The organism is Blastomonas sp. AAP53 (assembly GCF_000331245.1).
Classification (GTDB): domain Bacteria; phylum Pseudomonadota; class Alphaproteobacteria; order Sphingomonadales; family Sphingomonadaceae; genus Blastomonas.
In genome coordinates this window covers 112,712-132,908 of record NZ_ANFZ01000018.1, presented here as the reverse complement: position 1 = coordinate 132,908, position 20,197 = coordinate 112,712, and the positions used below count along the sequence as shown (strand labels likewise).

At 64.7% G+C, this 20,197-nt stretch carries 22 protein-coding genes; 14 read left to right on the top strand and 8 right to left on the bottom strand.

Annotated elements, in window-relative coordinates; translation table 11 throughout:
* Positions 1-228 precede the first annotated feature (228 nt).
* A complete protein-coding gene (locus D618_RS0114565) occupies positions 229-1,734 on the top strand; it encodes a tryptophan halogenase family protein (protein ID WP_026091708.1) in 1,506 nt (501 codons plus the stop codon).
* Here D618_RS0114565 and D618_RS0114560 read toward each other — a convergent pair.
* Complete coding sequence (locus D618_RS0114560) at positions 1,731-4,091, bottom strand: transketolase (protein ID WP_017672268.1); 2,361 nt, start codon at positions 4,089-4,091, stop codon at positions 1,731-1,733. The genes D618_RS0114565 and D618_RS0114560 overlap by 4 nt on opposite strands.
* Before the next feature lie 38 nt (positions 4,092-4,129).
* Entirely contained in the window at positions 4,130-4,324 is a 195-nt protein-coding gene (locus tag D618_RS20085) for a hypothetical protein (protein ID WP_017672267.1), read from the bottom strand.
* Here D618_RS20085 and purB point away from each other — a divergent pair.
* From purB to D618_RS0114510, 9 genes are all read left to right on the top strand, one after another.
* A complete protein-coding gene (gene purB, locus D618_RS0114550; protein WP_026091707.1) occupies positions 4,323-5,633 on the top strand; it encodes an adenylosuccinate lyase in 1,311 nt (436 codons plus the stop codon). The two genes, D618_RS20085 and purB, sit on opposite strands and share 2 nt — an antisense overlap.
* A gap of 103 nt (positions 5,634-5,736) precedes the next feature.
* Complete coding sequence (locus D618_RS19140; RefSeq protein ID WP_017672265.1) at positions 5,737-6,069, top strand: LapA family protein; 333 nt, start codon at positions 5,737-5,739, stop codon at positions 6,067-6,069.
* Between the two features lie 29 nt (positions 6,070-6,098).
* On the top strand, positions 6,099-6,773 hold the full coding sequence (gene pyrF, locus D618_RS0114540; protein ID WP_017672264.1) for an orotidine-5'-phosphate decarboxylase: 675 nt from the start codon (positions 6,099-6,101) through the stop codon (positions 6,771-6,773).
* 13 nt (positions 6,774-6,786) lie between these two features.
* Positions 6,787-7,440: a phosphoribosylanthranilate isomerase gene (locus tag D618_RS0114535; protein ID WP_017672263.1), complete on the top strand. Its 654-nt coding sequence runs from the start codon at positions 6,787-6,789 to the stop codon at positions 7,438-7,440.
* The gene (trpB, locus tag D618_RS0114530) at positions 7,415-8,656 is read left to right on the top strand and encodes a tryptophan synthase subunit beta (RefSeq protein ID WP_017672262.1); all 1,242 of its coding nucleotides are present in this window, start codon (positions 7,415-7,417) and stop codon (positions 8,654-8,656) included. Before D618_RS0114535 ends, trpB begins: the two co-directional genes overlap by 26 nt.
* The gene (locus D618_RS0114525; protein WP_017672261.1) at positions 8,653-8,880 is read left to right on the top strand and encodes a hypothetical protein; all 228 of its coding nucleotides are present in this window, start codon (positions 8,653-8,655) and stop codon (positions 8,878-8,880) included. Before trpB ends, D618_RS0114525 begins: the two co-directional genes overlap by 4 nt.
* Positions 8,877-9,680, top strand: coding sequence for a tryptophan synthase subunit alpha (trpA, locus tag D618_RS0114520; RefSeq protein ID WP_017672260.1), 804 nt, complete (start codon positions 8,877-8,879; stop codon positions 9,678-9,680). The genes D618_RS0114525 and trpA overlap by 4 nt, the downstream gene beginning before the upstream one ends.
* 13 nt (positions 9,681-9,693) lie before the next feature.
* On the top strand, positions 9,694-10,551 hold the full coding sequence (gene accD / locus D618_RS0114515) for an acetyl-CoA carboxylase, carboxyltransferase subunit beta (protein WP_017672259.1): 858 nt from the start codon (positions 9,694-9,696) through the stop codon (positions 10,549-10,551).
* Positions 10,552-10,679: 128 nt separating this feature from the next.
* Positions 10,680-12,008 (top strand): folylpolyglutamate synthase/dihydrofolate synthase family protein, encoded by a 1,329-nt coding sequence (locus D618_RS0114510; protein ID WP_017672258.1) that lies wholly within the window; start codon positions 10,680-10,682, stop codon positions 12,006-12,008.
* 141 nt (positions 12,009-12,149) lie between these two features.
* Here the strand turns inward: D618_RS0114510 and D618_RS0114505 are convergent, their stop codons facing one another.
* The 3 genes from D618_RS0114505 to D618_RS0114495 all read right to left on the bottom strand — a co-directional run bounded on the left by D618_RS0114505 (position 12,150) and on the right by D618_RS0114495 (position 14,885).
* The gene (locus tag D618_RS0114505) at positions 12,150-13,490 is read right to left on the bottom strand and encodes an MFS transporter (protein ID WP_017672257.1); all 1,341 of its coding nucleotides are present in this window, start codon (positions 13,488-13,490) and stop codon (positions 12,150-12,152) included.
* Between the two features lie 98 nt (positions 13,491-13,588).
* A complete protein-coding gene (locus tag D618_RS18580) occupies positions 13,589-14,239 on the bottom strand; it encodes a DUF1223 domain-containing protein (RefSeq protein WP_255342567.1) in 651 nt (216 codons plus the stop codon).
* Positions 14,240-14,456: 217 nt separating this feature from the next.
* Positions 14,457-14,885, bottom strand: coding sequence for a response regulator (locus D618_RS0114495; RefSeq protein WP_017672255.1), 429 nt, complete (start codon positions 14,883-14,885; stop codon positions 14,457-14,459).
* A 99-nt stretch (positions 14,886-14,984) separates the two neighbouring features.
* On the opposite strand from D618_RS0114495, the gene D618_RS0114490 reads away from it, so the two are divergent.
* Genes D618_RS0114490 through D618_RS0114475 form a run of 4 tightly spaced genes read left to right on the top strand, consistent with a single transcriptional unit; the run spans position 14,985 to position 16,825 of the window.
* On the top strand, positions 14,985-15,800 hold the full coding sequence (locus D618_RS0114490) for a pseudouridine synthase (protein WP_017672254.1): 816 nt from the start codon (positions 14,985-14,987) through the stop codon (positions 15,798-15,800).
* Between the two features lie 18 nt (positions 15,801-15,818).
* The gene (gene rsmD / locus D618_RS0114485; protein ID WP_026091706.1) at positions 15,819-16,376 is read left to right on the top strand and encodes a 16S rRNA (guanine(966)-N(2))-methyltransferase RsmD; all 558 of its coding nucleotides are present in this window, start codon (positions 15,819-15,821) and stop codon (positions 16,374-16,376) included.
* 4 nt (positions 16,377-16,380) lie between these two features.
* Positions 16,381-16,572, top strand: a complete 192-nt coding sequence (locus tag D618_RS0114480) for a hypothetical protein (protein ID WP_017672252.1) — start codon at positions 16,381-16,383, stop codon at positions 16,570-16,572.
* Positions 16,544-16,825 (top strand): type II toxin-antitoxin system mRNA interferase toxin, RelE/StbE family, encoded by a 282-nt coding sequence (locus tag D618_RS0114475; protein ID WP_040370831.1) that lies wholly within the window; start codon positions 16,544-16,546, stop codon positions 16,823-16,825. The genes D618_RS0114480 and D618_RS0114475 overlap by 29 nt, the downstream gene beginning before the upstream one ends.
* 1 nt (position 16,826) lies before the next feature.
* Here D618_RS0114475 and D618_RS0114470 read toward each other — a convergent pair whose 3' ends face one another.
* From D618_RS0114470 to D618_RS0114460, 3 genes are all read right to left on the bottom strand, one after another.
* The gene (locus D618_RS0114470; RefSeq protein ID WP_017672250.1) at positions 16,827-18,089 is read right to left on the bottom strand and encodes an MFS transporter; all 1,263 of its coding nucleotides are present in this window, start codon (positions 18,087-18,089) and stop codon (positions 16,827-16,829) included.
* Positions 18,090-18,262: 173 nt separating this feature from the next.
* On the bottom strand, positions 18,263-18,964 hold the full coding sequence (locus D618_RS0114465) for a response regulator transcription factor (RefSeq protein WP_017672249.1): 702 nt from the start codon (positions 18,962-18,964) through the stop codon (positions 18,263-18,265).
* A 276-nt stretch (positions 18,965-19,240) separates the two neighbouring features.
* Positions 19,241-20,137 (bottom strand): LysR family transcriptional regulator, encoded by an 897-nt coding sequence (locus D618_RS0114460; RefSeq protein ID WP_017672248.1) that lies wholly within the window; start codon positions 20,135-20,137, stop codon positions 19,241-19,243.
* Between the last annotated feature and the right edge of the window lie 60 nt (positions 20,138-20,197).

Here is a 20,197-nt window from a genome sequence, read left to right as displayed (position 1 = left end):
GGATACCGATGTAAGAGCGACAAGACGCGACGAACGCGATGCGGCGCAAATGGGCCTGCGTGCCAAAACCAACCTCCCCTGAAAATCCTGACGCGACAGATATGGTTTCTGCCGTCAGCAAGGACCTCTATCGAAAATTGAGAGCGTTCACAAGAGCGAAGATGAACGTTCACATTGGGCTCGTCCATGCTATATCATCGGCAAAACAAGGCTGATGCAGGGGCGGATATGGCTATTGAGAGGATCGTGATCGTCGGCGGAGGTACGGCCGGGTGGATGGCAGCGGCGGCCTTGTCCCGCCTGCGTGCGGGCCGGCCGGTCGATATCACGCTGATCGAATCGGAAGAGATTGGAACCGTGGGCGTTGGCGAGGCGACGATTCCGCCGTTCGTCGACTTCAACCGGCTGCTCGAAATCGACGAGCGCGAGATGATGGCCTGCGTGCAGGGCAGCTTCAAGCTGGGTATCCAGTTCGTCAACTGGGGCAGGCTCGGAGACAGCTACATCCACCCGTTCGGCAACTACGGCTATGAGATCGACGGCATCTCGTTCCACCATGTCTGGCACAAGTACAAGATGGCGGGAGACAACCGCCCGATCCAGGTGTTCAACATGGAAACCATGGCGGCACACTTTGGCCGCTTTGCCCGCACCGAGGATTATCAGCGCGAAGACCTGCCGCCGGTCAACTATGCCTATCACATCGACGCCGGACGCTATGCGCGTTTCTTGCGCCAATATGCCGAACGGCGCGGCGTGGTGCGTCGCGAAGGCAAGGTGGCCGATGTCGCACTCCATGGCGAGACCGGCCATGTCGCTTCGGTCACGATGGACGATGGCGCGGTGCTGCCGGGCGATCTGTTCATCGATTGCTCGGGCTTTCGCGGCCTGCTGATCGAGCAGGCGCTCAAGACCGGGTACGAGGACTGGTCGAATTACCTGCCCTGCGACCGCGCCGTAGCATTGCCCTGCCTGCGCGAGGATGGCAGCGGCCCGTTGCCCTATACGCGCGCCACGGCGCACAGCGCGGGCTGGCAGTGGCAGGTGCCGCTGCAGCATCGCAACGGCAACGGCCATGTCTATTGCAGCAGCTTCATGGAAAGCGACGAAGCGCTCGACATTCTGGTGCGCAATATCGCCGGCAAGCCCGCTGCCGAGCCCAATTTCCTGCGCTTCGTCACCGGGCGGCGCAAGAAGTTCTGGAACAAGAATGTCGTGGCCTTGGGGCTTTCGGCGGGCTTCATGGAGCCGCTCGAATCCACCTCGATCCACCTGATCAACACCGGCATCACCAAGCTTATTTCTTTGCTGTCGCTCGATGGTATCACCCAAGTGCAGGAAGATGCGTTCAACCGGCTGACCGGCAAGGAATATGCGCGCATCCGCGACTTCCTGATCCTCCACTACAAATCCACCACCCGCAACGACAGCGACTTCTGGAACCACTGCCGGACGATGGCGGTGCCCGACAGCCTGACCGAAAAGATCGACCTGTTCCGCCACAACGGCCAGATCTTCCGCGAAGACGACGAGCTGTTTACCGAGACCAGCTGGGCCGCCGTCATGATGGGCCAGGGCATCGCCATGGGCGGGCACAACGTGATGGCAGACGGGCTGCGCGAACCCTCCACGCGGCGCGAGTTCGATGCCATCGAACAGTCGATCCAGTATGTCGTGCGCAACATGCCGATGCACGGCGATTATCTGCGGCAATATTGCCCGGCTGCAGCCTAGACCGGATCGACGAACAGCTCGGCCATCGCATCGATGATCGCCTCGCTGTCGAGCCGGTAGGCGCGATAGAGATCGGGCAGGTCACCGGTCTGGCCGAAGCGGTCGGTGCCGAGCGGGCTGACCCGGTGGCCACGCACGCCGCCCAGCCATGACAAGGCGGCTGGCGATCCGTCGAGCACGGTGACCAGCCCGGCATCGGGCGCCAACTGGCCGAGCAGCCGTGCGACATGGCTGTCCGCCCGTGCTCCGCCGGTCCAGCGTGCCGACGCTTGCGCCGACCAGTCGCGGTGCAGCCGGTCGGGCGACGTTACCGCGAGCAGGCCAAGCCCCGGAATGTCGTCCTTGAGCGCCTCCCATGCCGCGATGGCTTCGGGCGCGACCGCGCCGCAATAGGCGATCGCGGCCTGCGCACCAGCGCCGGGTTCGCGCAGCCAATAGGCCCCTGCGATCGCATCGCCTTCCCAACCGTGATCGGCGCGCGTCACCTGCTCGATCACCCTGGTCGTCAGCCGCAGATAGACAGAACTTCCGCCGTCCGCCTGCATGTGCGCGAATGCCCAACCCATCATCAGCGCGACCTCGTCGGCAAACGCCGGCTCGAAGCTTTCCAGCCCCGGCTGGCCCATGCCGATCAGCGGTGTGTTGATCGATTGGTGCGCGCCGCCCTCACCCGCCAAAGTGATGCCCGAAGGCGTGCCGACGAGCAGGAAGCGCGAATCCTGATAGCAACCGTAATTGAGCGCATCGAGCCCACGCGCGATAAACGGATCATAGACCGTGCCCACCGGCATCAGCCGCGTGCCGAAATGCTGGGCGGACAGGCCAAGCGCCGCGAGCGCGAGGAAGAAGTTGTTCTCGGCAATGCCCAGCTCGATATGTTGGCCTGCGTTATGCGCCGACCATTTCTGCGCGCTGGGAATCTTCACGCGCTGGAACACATCGGCCAGCTCCTGCCGCCGGAACAGCCCGCGCTGGTTGACGAACGCGCCCAGGTTGGTGGTCTGCGTGACATCGGGTGCGGTGGTGACCAGCCGGTCGCCCAGCAGCGTGTCCGACTTCGCCAGATCGTGGAGTACCTTGCCGAACGCCGCCTGAGTCGATTGCTCGGCGCCTTCGGGCACCGGGAGCCGATCGGGCAGCGGGATCGCAGGCGCGGCGAACTCGGCCTGCTTGCGCGCGATCGGGCTGGCATTGACAAACGCCTGCAAGGTGGCTGCCAGATTGTCGCCCAAGCCTGCCCATTTGCCCCACTCGTCGCCGGCCGAGATGCCCAGCGCGTCGCGCAGGCTCTCGATCTGCGTGCCGTTCATCATGCCCGAATGATTGTCCTTGTGCCCCGCCAGCGGCAGGCCATAGCCCTTGACGGTATAGGCGATCAGCAAGGTGGGCCGGTCGTCGTCCATCCGGTCGAACGCCTCGAGCAAGGTCTCGATGCAGTGCCCGCCCAGATTGGTCATCAGCCGGGCGAGTTCGGAATCGTCGTGCGCGCCGAGCAGATCGGCAACCCCGCGCTTCTTGCCGATGTCGGCTGTCAGCCGCTCGCGCCACGCAGCACCACCCAGATAGGTGAGCGCGGCAAAATCGGCATTGGGGCAGGTCTCGATCCAGTCTTCCAGCGCCTTGCCGCCGGGCCTGGTGAACGCCTCGCGTTGCAGTTTGCCGTGCTTCAAGGTCACGACGCGCCAGCCGCAGGTTTCGAAAATGTCGTCGAAGCGGCGGAACATCCGGTCGGCGGTGGTCGCATCGAGCGACTGGCGGTTATAGTCGACGATCCACCAGCAGTTGCGCAGATCGTGCTTGTAGCCTTCGATCAGGCATTCGTAGATATTGCCCTCGTCGAGCTCGGCATCGCCCATCAGCGCAATCATCCGCCCGGATTGCTCTTCGCGCAGCTGGCCATGCGCGATCAGATAATCCTGCACCAAGGACGAAAACGCGGTGATCGCGACTCCGAGGCCCACAGAGCCGGTCGAGAAGTCCACCGGAATGCTGTCCTTGGTGCGCGATGGGTAGCTCTGCACCCCGCCCAGCCCACGAAACCGCTCCATCTTCTCGCGGGTCTGCTCGTCGAGCAGATAGTGGATCGCGTGCAGCACCGGCCCGGCATGCGGCTTCACCGCCACCTTGTCCTGCGGGCGCAGGCCGTGAAAATACAGCGCGGCCATGATCGCGGTCATCGACGCGCAGCTCGCCTGATGCCCGCCGACCTTCAGCCCGTCGCGCTTGTCGCGCAGGTTGTTGGCGTTGTGGATCATCCACGACGACAGCCAGCGCAGCCTTTGCTCGATCTCGGTCAGCAGCCGGACGGTCTCGGCACGGTCTTCTGGGGCTTGGGTAGCAGCAACCTGGGTGATCATGGACGGCGGGCCTCTGGCGGCAGGATGGACGCTGGGAATCAGCCCGAGCGATAGTTTCTGGCGCAACCATGCCCGAAATACGAGTGCTTCATCCAGCCCTTTTCTCCTTGCCTGGCCTGATTGCAGCCCCCGCGCCGGTTGAACGCGCGCGCGCTTGCTGCTAGCTGCGCGGCGGAATCACCGGGGCGGCTCAAGGCGCCCTCCACCGCCTCTTGCTGCAAGGACATGTCCATGGTCCCCCGTTACGCCCGCCCCGCCATGACCGCCATCTGGGAACCGGAGGCGAAGTTCCGCATCTGGTTCGAGATCGAGGCGCACGCCACCGACGCGCTGGCCGAGCTCGGCGTAGTGCCCAAGTCCGCCGCCAAGGCCCTGTGGGCGTGGTGGGCGACGAACCCGGCCATCGACGTGCCTGCGATCGACGCGATCGAGGCGGTGACCAAGCACGATGTCATCGCGTTCCTCACCTGGGTAGCCGAACAGGTGGGCGACGAGGCGCGCTTCATGCACCAGGGCATGACCAGCTCCGACGTGCTCGACACCTGCCTGGCTGTGCAGCTCGCGCGGGCATCCGACCTGTTGCTCGAAGACCTCGACGCGCTGCTGGCGGCGATCGAGCGCCGCGCGATGGAGCACAAGTACACGCCTACCATCGGCCGCAGCCATGGCATCCACGGCGAGCCGACCACCTTCGGCCTCAAGCTGGCGCAGGCCTATGCCGAGTTCGACCGCTGCCGCGCACGCCTCAAGGCCGCGCGCGCCGAGATCGCCACCTGCGCCATCTCCGGCGCGATCGGCACCTTCGCCAATATCGATCCGCGCGTCGAAGCGCATGTCGCCAAGAAGCTGGGCCTTGCGCTCGAGCCCGTCTCCACCCAGGTCATCCCGCGCGACCGGCACGCGATGTATTTCGCCACGCTCGGCGTGATCGCCTCGTCGGTCGAGCGGCTGGCGACCGAAGTGCGCCATCTGCAGCGCACCGAGGTGCTGGAAGCCGAGGAGTATTTCTCGCCCGGCCAGAAGGGCTCGTCGGCGATGCCGCACAAGCGCAATCCGGTGCTGACCGAGAACCTTACCGGTCTTGCCCGCGTCGTCCGCGCCGCTGCGATCCCTGCGATGGAAAACGTCGCTTTGTGGCACGAGCGCGACATCTCGCACAGCTCGGTCGAGCGCTTCTTCGGCCCCGATGCCACGATCACGCTCGATTTCGCGCTCGCCCGGCTCACCGGCGTGATCGACAAGCTGCTGGTCTATCCTGAGCGGATGCAGAAGAACCTCGACAAGATGGGCGGGCTTGTCCACTCGCAGCGTGTGCTCCTGGCGCTGACCCAGGCAGGCGTGAGCCGCGAGGACGCCTATCGCCTCGTTCAGCGCAATGCCATGCAGGTGTGGGAATCGGATGGCGCGCTGTCGCTGCTCGAACTGCTCAAGGCCGATGCCGAAGTGACCGCCGCGCTCTCGCCCCAAGAGATCGAGGAGAAGTTCAACCTCGACTATCATTTCAAGCATGTCGACACGATTTTCGCCCGGGTCTTCGGCTGATCGCACGCCGGGCGGCCGTCAGGCTGGCCAAGCCGGGCTTATGCTCCTATGCTGTCCCATTGACCGCCGGGACGCGGACAGGATTTGAGGAGACACAGCGGTCATGCAGTTTCTGAAGACACTGGTGATCATCATGCTCGCCGTGGTGTTCATCGTGTTTGCCTATAACAACTGGCAGGCGGTCACGGTGGACCTGTGGGGCGGGCTGCAGCTGGTGACGAAGCTACCGGTGCTCTTGTTCCTCACGTTTGCGGGAGGCTTCCTGCCCTTGTGGGCGTATCACCGCACCGCCAACTGGCGTCTCAAGCGCCGCATCGCGACGCTGGAGTCCAACCAGGCACGCACCACAACGGCGGCTGTCGCACCTGCTCCCATGCAGGCCGAGGCAGCCGCAGACAGACCAGCCGAACCCGAAAGCGTGTTGCGCTCGGTCTGAAGAGTTTCAACAGGGGTCACGCAAGCATCATGTCCAATCCCATCTATCTCGCGGTCGATGTTCCCGATCTCGCGCGCGCCGCCGCACTGGTGCAGCAGGTGCACAGCCATATCGGCGGCGTGAAGCTGGGGCTGGAGTTCTTCTGCGCGCACGGTCACCACGGCGTGCATGAGATCGCCAAGATCGGCCTGCCGATCTTCCTCGACTTGAAGCTGCACGATATCCCCAACACCGTCGCCGCCGCGATGCAGGCGATCCATGTGCTGGAACCGGCCATCGTTACCGTCCACGCTGCCGGTGGCCGCGCGATGATGGAAGATGCCAAGGCTGCGGCCGGCACACACACCAAGGTGGTCGCGGTGACGATGCTGACAAGCCTCGACGATGACGACATGGCGCAGATCGGCATGGCAGGTTCATCGCACGACAACGTGCTGCGGCTCGCCGACCTGGCGCACAGCGCCGGGCTCGACGGCATCGTATGCTCGGGCCAGGAGGTCGGCGCGGTGCGTCACCAGTGGCGCGACGGCTTTTTCGTGGTCCCCGGCGTGCGTCCTGCAAGTTCAGTGCTGGGCGACCAGAAACGCGCCGTCACCCCGCGCCAGGCGCGCGATGCCGGTGCATCGGTGCTGGTCATCGGCCGCCCGATCGCGCGCGCCGCAGAACCCGACAACGCCGCCCGCGAAATCATGGCGACGTTGTAATCGCAGCGTTGCCATGACCACCCTCATCAAGATCTGCGGGCTTTCCACCGAAGCCGCCATCGACGCCGCCGCCAAGGCGGGTGCGAGCCATATTGGCCTCGTGCATTTCGAAAAGAGCCCGCGCCATGTGACGCTGGAGCAGGCGGCGGACCTGCGGCGGCGGACGCCGGCGCACGTCAAGGTCGTGCTGCTGCTGGTCAATGCCTCGCCCGAGCTGACGCAAAAGGCGCAGCGCACCGTTCGGCCCGATATCATCCAGTTCCACGGCTCGGAAAAGCCCGAATGGCTGGCCATCGTGAAGAAGCACATGCCCGTCGAGGTCTGGAAGGCCCTGGGTCTGCGCAGCGCCGAGACCCTGATCAACGCGCGCCGGTTCGACGGCATTGCCGACCGGCTGCTGTTCGATGCGCCCGCGCAGGCTTTGCCCGGCGGCAACGGCACCGTCGTCGACTGGTCGCTGCTGACTGGTCACCAGCATATCCTGCCGTGGGGGCTGGCAGGCGGGCTCGATCCCGACAATGTCGGCGAGGCGCTGGCTGCGACGCACGCGCCTCTGGTCGATGTCTCCTCGGGCGTCGAAAGCGCGCCCGGGCTCAAAGATATGGACAAGATGGCGCGCTTTTGCCAAGCGGTTGCCAATCATGACCAACGCAGCACCCCAGCCTAACAGCTATCGCAATCAACCCGACGCACAGGGCCATTTCGGCCAGTTCGGCGGGCGCTATGTTGCAGAAACCCTGATGCCTTTGGTGCTCGATCTCGAGAAACACTATCGTGCGGCTCAGGCGGACCCTGCATTCCAGGCGCAGTTCGACGATCTGCTCGAGCATTATGTCGGACGCCCCAGCCCGCTCTATTATGCCGAACGGCTGACCGAGGAACTGCGCAAGGACGCACCTGCGGGCAAGGGCGCGCAAATCTGGTTCAAGCGCGATGAACTCAACCACACCGGCGCGCACAAGATCAACAACTGCATCGGCCAGATCCTGCTCGCGATGCGGATGGGCAAGACGCGGATCATCGCCGAGACCGGCGCGGGCCAGCATGGCGTTGCCACGGCGACCGTCTGCGCACGGTTCGGCCTGCCCTGCGTGATCTATATGGGCGCGACCGACGTCGCGCGGCAGCAGCCCAATGTGTTCCGCATGAAGCTGCTCGGCGCGGAGGTCATCCCGGTGACCTCGGGCGCAGCCACGCTCAAGGACGCGATGAACGAGGGGCTGCGCGACTGGGTCGCCAACGTCCACGACACCTTCTACATCATCGGCACCGCCGCCGGCCCGCACCCGTATCCCGAACTGGTCCGCGATTTCCAGAGCGTGATCGGCAAGGAAGCGCGCGCGCAGATGCTGAGCCGTATCAACCGCCTGCCCGACCTGCTGGTCGCGGCGATCGGCGGCGGATCGAACGCGCTGGGCCTGTTCCACCCGTTCCTAGACGATGACGTGAAGATGCTTGGCGTCGAAGCCGCAGGCTATGGCCTCGACGGCAACGAGCATGCCGCGAGCCTCCTGGGCGGCTTCCCCGGCATCTTGCACGGCAACAAGACCTATCTGCTGCAGGACGAGGACGGCCAGATCACCGAGGGCCATTCGATCAGCGCGGGTCTGGATTATCCCGGCATCGGCCCCGAACACGCCTGGCTCAAGGACATGGGCCGCGTCGAGTACACCGCGATCACCGATGACGAAGCATTGGATGGCTTCCAGCTGCTCTGCCGCACCGAGGGCATCATCCCTGCGCTCGAGCCCGCGCATGCCATTGCGGCGGTGGCCAAGATCGCCCGGGACATGGACCGCGACCAGATCATCCTCGCCAACCTGTGCGGCCGCGGCGACAAGGACATCTTCACCGTGGCCGAGAAGCTGGGAGTGGAGATGTGAAGCTGGTTTTCGAAACCCTAGGTATTGCCGTTTTCTTTTTCGTGGCGATGCTCCTCATCGGCATCGTCGCATACCATATCGGCGATAGCGGCAAGCTGAGCTTTACCGTCAACGGCATTGGCGGAGACTCGTTTGGGCGGATCGTCCAGAATGCCTTGATGGCAGGGGTCCTTGTTTCGCTGTGGCGTGCAATTCTCAAACGTCGCGGATACATCCAAGCATGACCCGCCTCGCTAACGCCTTCCCCGCTGACCGCGCGGCGCTCGTGTGCTTCGTCACCGCAGGCGATCCTGACGCTGCGTCCACCCCTGCCATTCTCGACGCGCTCGTTGAGGGCGGCGCGGATGTGATCGAGCTGGGCATGCCGTTCACCGATCCGATGGCCGATGGCCCCGCGATCCAGGCGGCGAACCTGCGTTCGCTGGCTGCGGGCACCAAGACCGCCGACATACTCCAGATCGCCACCGGTTTCCGTAGCCGTCACCCCGATGTGCCGCTGGTGCTGATGGGCTATGCCAATCCGATGACGCGGCGCGGGCCCGAATGGTTTGCCGATGCCGCAGCAGCCGCTGGCGTCGATGGCGTGATCTGCGTCGATATTCCGGTGGAAGAAGACGCATCGCTCGGCCCGGCTCTTCGCGCCAAGGGCATCGCGCCGATCCGGCTCGCCACGCCCACCACCGACGCCGCACGGCTGCCCGCCGTACTCGATGGCGCCGGTGGATTTTTGTATTATGTCTCGGTCGCCGGGATCACCGGCAAGCAGCAGGCGGTGCAGGCGAGCATCGAAGAGGCGGTCGCGCGGCTCAAGGCCTCGACCGACCTGCCGATCGCGGTCGGCTTCGGCGTGCGCACCCCCGAGCAGGCCGCCGCCATCGCACGCGTCGCCGATGGTGTTGTCGTCGGCAGCGCGATCGTCGATATCGTCGCCCAGCACGGTGCCAACTCGTCGGGCCCGGTGCGCGATTACATCCGCAGCCTCAGCAGCGCGATCGCCACCGCCCGCCAGACCACGAACGCCTGATAGGAGCATTTGAATGAGCTGGTTCAGCCGCGTCCGCAACTCGATTCCCTTGATCGCCAAGCGCGATTCCACCCCCGACAACCTGTGGCACAAGTGCAAGGCCTGCGGCGAGATGGTGTTCGCCAAGGAGTTCGAGGACAATCTGTCAGTCTGTCCCAAATGCAACCATCATGACCGCATCGGCGCGCAAGCGCGCTTTGGCATGCTGTTCGACGACAAGATCTGGGAAGAGCTGCCCTCGCCGGTTGTCCGCGAAGACCCGCTGAAGTTCAAGGACAGCAAGCGCTATGTCGACCGGCTGAAGGCCGCGCGTGCCGCCAATGTCGGCAATGATGCGCTGACAAACGCGCTGGGCCGCATCGAGGGCCACAAGGCTGTCGTCGGCGTCCAGGATTTTGCCTTCATGGGCGGATCGATGGGCATGGCCGTGGGCGCTGCCTTCATCGCCGGGACCGAGCGCGCGATTGCCGAGAAATGTCCTTATGTGATCTTCACCGCCGCCGGTGGCGCGCGGATGCAGGAGGGCATCCTGTCGCTGATGCAGATGCCGCGCAGCACCGTGGCGATCAGCCGCCTGCACGCGGCGGGCTTGCCGTACATTGTCGTGATGACCGACCCCACCACCGGCGGCGTCACCGCCAGCTACGCGATGCTGGGTGATGTGCAACTGGCCGAACCCAACGCATTGATCGGTTTTGCCGGGCAGCGGGTGATCGAACAGACAATCCGCGAGAAGCTTCCCGAAGGCTTCCAGCGCTCCGAATATCTGCTCGAGCATGGGATGCTGGACATGGTCGTCGAGCGCAAGGACCTGCGCGCACGGCTGGGCAGCGTGATCGATTATCTGATGGCGGCCAAGGCGGCAGCGTGATGACAAAGCCCCTCCCCTTCAGGGGAGGGGTTGGGGTGGGGACTGTCCAGCACAGGAATCACTGCCCCACCCCCGTCCCAGTTTTGGAGTCACGTGCCTCCAAAGCTCCTGAAGGGGAGGGGTGATCTATGGCCGACCACGCCATCTCCAACCACCCCGGCGTCCAGACCCAGCTTGACCGGCTCACCGCGCTGTCGCCGGGCCGTGATGTGCTGGGGCTCGAGCGGATCACCGAACTGCTCGCCCGGCTGGGCGATCCGCACCACCGCCTGCCGCCGGTGTTCCATGTCGCGGGCACCAACGGCAAGGGGTCGACCTGCGCGTTCCTGCGCGCCGCGATCGAAGCCTCCGGCCAGACCTGTCATGTTTACACCAGCCCGCATCTGGTGCGCTTCAACGAACGGATCCGCATCGCCGGGCGGCTGATCGATGACGAATTGCTGGCCGATTATCTCGCGCGGGTGCTCGATATCGCTGAAGGTATCAACGCGAGTTTCTTCGAGGTTACCACCGCCGCCGCGTTCCTCGCCTTTGCCGAAACGCCTGCCGATGCATGCGTGATCGAGGTGGGGCTGGGCGGCAGGCTTGATGCGACCAACGTCATCCCAGCGCCAGCGGTGTGCGGCATCGCGGCGCTGGGGATCGACCACGAAGGCTTTCTGCTCGCACCTGAAGAGGGCACGCCCGACGCGCCGCTGGAGCGGATCGCGTTCGAGAAGGCAGGCATCGCCAAGCCGGACGTGCCGCTGGTGATCCAGAAATACGCGACCGGCATGATGGGCGCAGTCGCTGCACAGGCGATGCGCGCAGGCGCGTACGTCAAGGCGCGCGGCCACGACTGGGATGTGGCGCTCTATCAGGGGCGGCTGCATTATCGCGATGTCGACGGCAAGCTCAGCCTGCCGGTCCCGCGCCTGCCGGGCGAGCACCAGGCCGACAATGCCGGGCTCGCCATCGCGATGATCCGCCACCAGAGCGCAATCGCCATTCCCGACAGCGCGCTGTCCGCCGCGATGGGCTGGGCCGACTGGCCGGCGCGGATGCAGCGCCTGGGCGATGGACCGCTGACCGCACTGCTGGGCACCGGCGAGCCGGTGTGGCTCGACGGCGGGCACAATCCCGACGCCGGTGCGGCGCTCGCGCGCCATGTCGCCAGGATGGGCGGCAAGGTGCACCTGGTCATCGGCATGCTGTCGAACAAGCAGCCCGGCGCGCTGCTCGGCCCGCTCGAACCGCACCTCGCCAGCGTCACCGCGCTGCCGGTTCCGGGGCATGAGTGGCACGATGCCGATGCGTTTCAGGCGTGCCTGACCTCGGGCCTGGAGGTCGAGGCGACGGCGGACGTGCGCGCGGCGGTAGCTGGGCTGGCGGATCGCGAGCCGATGCCTGTGCTGATCGCGGGCTCGCTGTATCTGGCGGGCGAAGTGCTCAAGGCGAACGGGCAGGAGCCGGATTAATCCCCTTCATTCCGGCGCTAGTAAAAACCGCAAACCTCCCCGCGTTCCCGAGCGAAGTCGAGGGACGTTCTCGCAAACGATAGCGCATGCGTCCCTCGACTTCGCTCGGGAACGCGGGAATGTTTGCGCATTAACCCCAGACTACTCCCCGCTCTCCTCAGTCCCCGCCGTGCCCAGCGAGCGATCGACCAGCCCGCTGGCCATCATCCACCAGAACAACAGCACGCCGGGCAGTGCCGCGAGCGTGGTGACCAGGTAGAAATTGGCATAACCCAGCTGCTCGATCATCCCGCCCGCCAATGTTCCGGTGAGGAACCGCCCGGTGATGCTGGCAGCCGCTGACAGCAATGCGAACTGCGTGGCGGTGAATTCCAGATTGCACAGGGCCGAGAGATACGCGACCACGCACACCCCGCCGATGCCGCTGGCGAAATTCTCGAAGCCCATCGCACCCGCCATCGCCCAGGTGCTGTGACCGACCGATGCAAGCCCAGCAAAGGCAAGGTTGGACACCGCCATCAGGATCAGGCTGATCAGCACCGATCGCTTCATGCCCAGCCGGGCATAGAGGATACCGCCGACGAAGATGCCCGCGAGCAGTGCCCAGAAGCCCAGGCCGACGTCGTAGATCGCCAGCTCGTCATTGGTGAAACCCAGATCCTCGAACAGCAGGCGCAGCGTCAGGTTGGCGAGCGTATCGCCGATCTTGTGGACCAGCACGAACAGCAGCACGACCAAGGCGCCTGAACGCTTGAAGAACTCGGCCAATGGGCTGACATAGGCTATCGCGGCGGCGATCGGACCCTTCAGCGGCTTGGGCTCCTGCCGGCGCGCCGGTTCGCCCATCACCAATCCGGTGACGACCGCGAAAAGGCCGAAGAACGACACCGCGATATAGGCGGTGGTCCAGTCGGCGCGCGCAGCCACGATCAGCGCCACCGACCCTGCCAACGCTGCGCCGATGCGCCAGCCGTATTGGCTCATTCCCGATCCCACGCCCAGCTGGTGCGGTTCGAGCAGTTCGATGCGATAGGCGTCGATGACGATATCGAAGGTCGCGCCGGCCACCCCGACCAAGATCGCCGCGATCGCGACGCTGGCGATATCCGCTTCGGGATCGGCAAGCCCCAGGTTCATGATCGCGACCATCACCAGCACCGCGCACAGGATCAGCCACGAGACGCGCTGGCCGATGCGACCGAGCAGGGGCAGCTTCACCGCATCGATGATCGGTGCCCAGAGCCATTTGAAATTATAGGCCAGGAAGGTCAGGGCAAAGGCGGTCACGGTCGATTTCTCGATGCCCGATTGCGCCAGCCGCGTCGAAAGCGTCGCGGCGATCATCGCGAACGGGAAGCCCGACGACATGCCGAGAAACAGAGCGGCAAGCGGTGCGGCCTCGGTATAGGGCCTCAGGCCCACCGGCAGCGACGCGCGCCAACCCGTGACCTCAGGCGATGCCCCGGCAGCGTGTTCGGTCATGCAGCAATCTTCCCTTCGGTGTCCCAGCCCCACAGTCTTGGCCGGGAAACTAGCGGCATCGGCGATTTACGCCAGAGGGATTGTGCGCACCGCCCGCTTCAGATCACCGCCGACCCGATCACCGCCCCGCCCTGGCCCTGCCGCACGATCAACGCGTACCGATCCGCGCCGGGCGTCGCGAGTTGCTGCGCGCGCAGCGCCATCGTCTGCGACCCGCCAAACCAGCGACCCAAAGGCGTCTCGTCGATCACGACATTGGTATAGCTGACCTTGCGGCCGCCATTCTCGCCGCGCCCGATGCTCACCGTCTCGCGCGACGACAGCGCAACGAGGATCACCTCGGCCCCTGCCCCGGCCTTGCCGCCGAGAATCACGCTGCGTCCGCCATCGGTGGCGCGCACGATCCGCACCGTCACGCCGCTGCGTTCGCGCACTGCGCCAGCGTCGGCGATCAGCTTGCGGGCCCTGGCCTCCTGCGACCCCACGCCCTGGGTGCGGCCGTCGACGACCAGCTGCGGGGTATAGATGTTCGCGCCGGCAAAGGCCGTGTCGCCATATTGACGCTGCAAACGGGTGTTTGCTTCGCGCCCCAGCCTGTCCTTCCAGCCCAGCCGGTCCCAGTAGGTCACCGGGCGGCTGATCACGAGGATGGCAGGGTCGCGCCAGCCGCGCCGCCACCGCATCGGCGGGTGGGCATGACGAGCAGCCCTGGCTGGTGAACAGCTCTGCCACGACCGGCCCGGATGCAGCGGCCTTGATCACGGGCGGTGCAGCAACAGCACGTGCAGCCGGCGGATTCGCGCTAGCAGGTGCGTCCGACACCCCCTGCACGAGAGCAAGGACGGCCAATCCTGCGATCACCACACCGCCAATCCATAGTTTCGACATCGATCGTCTCTCCCGCGCGGACATCCGCTTGCTCGCGAGATGTTCGGCGATGCGAAACCAAAGGTTACGGGCGAGCTTTCATGCCTCTGAATAGAGGTTCAGCGGCTTGGGCATGTTGCGGGGAGTCTTGCCGCGGATCATCTGATCGACCGCGTGGATCGCCTTGACCAGCTCTGCTGCACTGTACGGCTTGATCAGGCAACCGACCGCAAATTGCTTCGCATGCCCCGGGCAGGCGCCGGTGGCGAACAGCACGGGAATATCCAGCTCGCTGGCGACGCGCGCCACCTCGACCCCGCTGCCGCCGCGCGAGAGGTTCACATCGGCCAGCACCAGATGGATCGGCTCGCGCTGGAGCACCGCAATTGCCTCTGCCTCGGTATCGACCGTCGCGACCACCCGATAGCCCGCATCGACCACCCGCAGCTCGTTGTCGAATGCCACCAAAGGCTCGTCCTCGACGATCAGGATGGTCTCGATCGACCGGGTAAACCGCGAAAACAGCATATGCGGCCTTTCTGTCAGGGCTGCGAGGGACGAAAGGTAAATACGCGGTGGTGATTTCTTGCGTTCCCGCCCGGCACCTTCCTCGTTATAGCAGCCGCTATGCCCCCCCGGAAACCAATATTCGATCCGCTTGCTGAAAGCGAAACGCCGCCCGAACCTGTGGTGCGCAAGACAACGTCTGCCCTGGGCGAAGGCCAGCGCATCGCCAAGCTGCTCGCCCGCGCCGGTATCGCCAGCAGGCGCGAGATCGAGCGGATGATCGAAGGCGGCCGCGTTGCGCGCGATGGCGTTGTCATCACCACGCCTGCCACGGTGCTGACCAGCCTGCACGGCATCACCGTCGACGGCAAACCGGTGAGCGAGCCTGCGCCCGCCAAATTGTGGCGCTTCCACAAGCCCGCCGGGCTGCTGACGGCGGCGCGCGACTTTACCGGTCGCTCGACGATCTATGATCACCTCGCCCGCGTCGCGCCCGATGCGCCACGCATGATGCCCGTCGGGCGGCTCGACCTCAACACCGAGGGCCTGCTGCTGATGACCAATGACGGCGAGCTCAAGCGCCAGATGGAGCTGCCCGCCACCGGGGTCGAGCGCACCTATCGTGCGCGCGCCTTTGGCGAGGTCAGCCAGACACAGCTTGAAGACCTGATCCACGGCATCACCATCGAAGGCATCCGCTACGGCAAGATCGACGCCAATCTGGAACGCCGCACCGGCCGCAACGGCTGGATCGAGATGACGCTGACCGAGGGCAAGAACCGCGAGGTGCGCCGCGTGCTGGAGCATCTGGGGCTCAAGGTCTCGCGCCTGATCCGTACCCGCTATGGGCCCTTCCTGCTCGACGGGATCGAGCCCGGCGCGATCGAGGAGGTGCGCAGGCACGATGTGATAACCTTCAGGAAGACGCTGAAATGACGGTGGAGACATAAGATGCTGCGGATCATTGCCGGGCAATGGCGCGGCCGCAAGCTCAAGGCACCTGCAGGCGACACCACCCGCCCGACGGCCGACCGCACCCGCGAGACCTTGTTCTCGATGCTCACCAGCCGCCTTGGATCGTTCGAGGAGCTGAGCGTGCTGGATCTGTTTGCAGGATCAGGCGCTTTGGGCATCGAGGCACTGTCGCGCGGTGCCGCCCGCTGCGTGTTCGTCGAGCAGGACCGTCCCGCGATCGACACGCTGCGCGCCAATATACGCTCGCTCGAGGCCGATGCCCGCGCCGAAATCCGCCCGAGCTCAGCGCTGGCGCTGGGCCCTGCGCTCAAGCCGTTCGACGTGGTGCTGATCGACCCGCCTTATGGCACCGGCGCGGGCGCGGTGGCGCTCGACAAATTGAAGCGGCTGGGCTGGTTCGCGCCTTCCACCTGGATCAGCGTGGAAACCGCCAAGAGCGAAAAGCTGGAGGTCGAAGGCTTCGACATCGACGCCGAGCGCGTGGTCGGCAAGGCCCGGCTCACGTTATTGCGGCTGGCGGGCGATGTGATAGACTGACGACATGGTCAAATACTCGCCCATCGAATCCGAATTCGCCTCATCCGAGGAAGAGGCAGCCTATGATGCGTGGTTTCGCGCCAAGGTGGAGCGATCGTTGGCATCGACCGGGCCCTTCATCCCGCATGAAGAGGTCATGAGGCAGATGCGCGAAATCATCAGCAAATATGAAACCCCTGAATCTGATCTGGACTGAGGCGGCGCTCGCCGATCTTCGGGACATATCGGAATACATTGCGTCAAGGAATGTGCACGCCGCAAGAAAGCTGGAAGACGCTATCCTGGCCTGTGCAGACCGCCTGCCCCAACATCCGCTCATGTACAGGACTGGACGGGTCAGCGGAACGCGGGAAGCCATCGTCCACCCTAACTACCTCATCATCTATCGCGTGACCGAAGATGCAGTGATCGTGGTCGCTGTGATGCACGCGCGCCAGCAATATCCCTGATCTAGCCCGCAGCCCGTCCCCGCTGCGCCCACAATCCGGCGAAGCTGATCAATCCTGCCGCGGCCAGATACAGCCCCACCGCATCCGCGCCGCCGCGATCCGCTAGCGCCTGCGCCGCGATCGGGGCGAGCGCGCCGCCGATGATGCCGCCGCCGTTGAACGCCACCGACGCGCCGGTATAGCGCACCCTCGCCGGGAACTGCTGGGGCAGCCATGCGCCCAAGGGGCCGTAGACAAAGCCCATCACCAGCAGCGCGATCGACAGCGCCACCCAGGCCAGCCACAGAGAGCCCGAGCCCAGCAACGGCCCGAACAGCAATCCGACGCCCACCGTGGCGGCGCAGCCGATCATCAATACGCGCCCGCTGCTGGTCGCGTCCGATCGATAACCCGACAACACGATGCCCAAAGCCAGGAACAGGATCGCGCCCAGTTGCACCAGCAGGAAATCGACCCGGTCGTGCCCCAGCGCCGTGGTGGCATAGCCCAGCGCAAACGCGGTCGAGAGGTAGAAGATCGCAAAACACGCCACCACCGCGAACGTGCCCGCCAAAGTCGCGCGCAGGTGATCGCGCAGCAGCTCTGCCACCGGCACCGGCGCTGGCTTGTCGCGCTCCAGCACCTGCGCGAAGTCCGGCGTCTCGCTGATCTTCAGCCGCACCCACAGCCCCAGCCCGACCAGGATGCCGCTCGCCAGAAACGGGATGCGCCAGCCCCAGGCGGTGAACTGCTCGTCCGTCAGACCCAGGCCCAGCAGCAGGAAGAGGCCGTTGGCGGCGATGAAGCCCACCGGTGCCCCCAGTTGCGGTGCCATGCCGAAACGCGCAGCCCAGCCCGGCGGCGCGTTCTCCACCGCCAGCAGCGCCGCTCCGCCCCATTCGCCCCCCAGGCCAAAGCCCTGGCCGAAGCGCAGGATGCACAGCAGCAGCGGCGCGACCCAGCCGACCATCTGGTAGGTTGGCAGAAATGCGATCAGCAAGGTGGAGCCGCCCATCAGCATCAGCGAGGCGACCAAAGTCGACTTGCGCCCGATCCGGTCGCCGAAATGACCAAAGGCCACTGCGCCCACGGGCCGCGCGAAAAAGGCGAGGCCAAAGCTCATATAGCTCAGCATCAGCTGCGCCGATGCGCTTTCCGATGGAAAGAACAGCGGGCCGAACACCAGGGCGGCAGCGGTCGCGTAAATGTAGAAGTCGTAGAATTCCACCGCGGTGCCGACCAGCGAGGCGGTGAGGACGCGCGCGTGGGTGCGATATGGACTCATCGATCAACTCTCCCCCGGGGAGCATGGAGCGATAGCGCGAAGGCCCCTGTTGGCAAGCGAAAGCCGCGCGGACACGCCTCACGCGTGCAACAGCCAAGGGGGCCACGGTTACCCGCAGCCCCCTTGGCCGATTTCAGGGAAGAAGAAGAAGAAGAAAGAAGGTCAGGAAAAAATCAGGCTGCGATCACTTCACCATCGGCCTCGGGATCGCGCAGCACATAGCCGCGGCCCCAGACGGTCTCGATGTAGTTTTCGCCACCACAGGCCAGCGCCAGTTTCTTGCGCAGCTTGCAGATGAAGACGTCGATGATCTTGAGTTCGGGTTCGTCCATGCCGCCATAGAGGTGGTTCAGGAACATTTCCTTGGTCAGCGTGGTGCCCTTGCGCAAGCTGAGCAGCTCGAGCATCGCATATTCCTTGCCGGTCAGGTGAACGCGGGCGCTGTCGACTTCGACGGTCTTGGCATCGAGGTTCACCGCCAGCTTGCCGGTGCGGATCACGCTTTGCGAATGACCCTTCGATCGGCGCACAACGGCGTGAATACGCGCGACCAGTTCCTCGCGGTGGAACGGCTTGGTGACATAATCATCCGCGCCGAAGCCGAAGGAACGCACCTTGCTATCCATCTCGGAGATGCCCGAGAGGATCAGCACCGGTGTTTGCACCTTCGCCACGCGCAGCTTTTTCAGCACGTCATAGCCGTGCATGTCCGGCAGGTTCAGGTCGAGCAGGATGATGTCGTAATCATACAGCTTGCCCAGATCCAGGCCCTCTTCGCCGAGGTCCGTGGTATAGACATTGAAACCTTCGGTGGTGAGCATAAGCTCAATCGCCTTGGCCGTGGTCGGTTCATCTTCGATCAAAAGCACCCGCATGTGCAGCCCCTTTTCGCCCGTGCCATCGGCACCGTTCAGTCATCTAGACCCTAAGAACGGATCGACGAGGAAAACATTAACCATAAAAGTTTTGGGGGCAAAAGGTTAATTTTGGGTAAAGATTGCGGACTCAACGGGGTGCACCGATGCGTGCATACCCCGGAACGCGGAAAAGACTCTGTTTTCCGCCGCTTATCCGCGACGCTTCAGTTCGTCGCTTTTCTGGGGAGTAAATCGAATTGGTTTCAAATTTCGTAACGCCGCAGCGGATTTGAATCATTCTGCCTGCAATCCCTTGCGCAGCCAGGCGATCAGCGCATCCACGCGCGCCGGGCGATGCGGAGAAGGTGGGGTGACAATACTGAGCGTGGAGGGTTCGAAACGCCATTCCGGCAGCAGCCGGACCAGTTCCCCGCTCGCCACGCCCTCTTCACAGAAGAAATCGGGCAGCGCCGCCATGCACTGGCCGTCCAGAACGGCGGGCAGCGCGGCATCGGCATTGTTGACGATCAGCGCAGCTGAGGGCCTTGCCAGCACTCTTGCGCCTTCCGGCCCGGTCACTGGCCATACGCCGGGTTGCGCAGAGTTGGCGTAGTGGACCGCCTTGTGCGCGTCGAGCTCTGACGGGTGGCGCGGTGTGCCGTGCTTCGCACAATAGGCCGACGAGGCGATGATATACAGCTGCACCGTACGCAGGCGGATGGCGCGCAGGCTGCTATCGGGCAGCACCGCGATCCTCAGTGCCAGATCAAATCCCTCGTCCACCAGATCGACCCGCGCATCCGACAGGTGCATGTCGATGAGGATGCCGGGATGCTGCGCCATGAACTGCGCCACCAGCGGGGCGACCGCACGCAAGCCGAAGCTCATCGGCACCGCGATGCGCACCGTACCGCTCAGCAGCACGGCCTCGTCCCGCGCCGCTTCCACTGCGGCCTCGCCATCCATGCGGATGCGGCGGGCGTGGTCGACCAGTGAACGGCCCGCGGCGGACAGCGACAGCCGCCGCGAGGTGCGGTGGAACAGCACCGTGCCCAGTTCCATCTCCAGCCGCGACACCGCCTTCGACACCTTGGCCTTCGACAGGCTGAGCGCCTCGGCGGCCGCAGTAAAGCTGCCGGTGTCGGCGACGGCGGCAAACACCGCCCAAGCCTCGAAATCAGGAAGGCGCATATCAGAAACAATCATTTTCCAAACTGGCTGTTTTGGAAACGATAACACAGTCCTATCTCT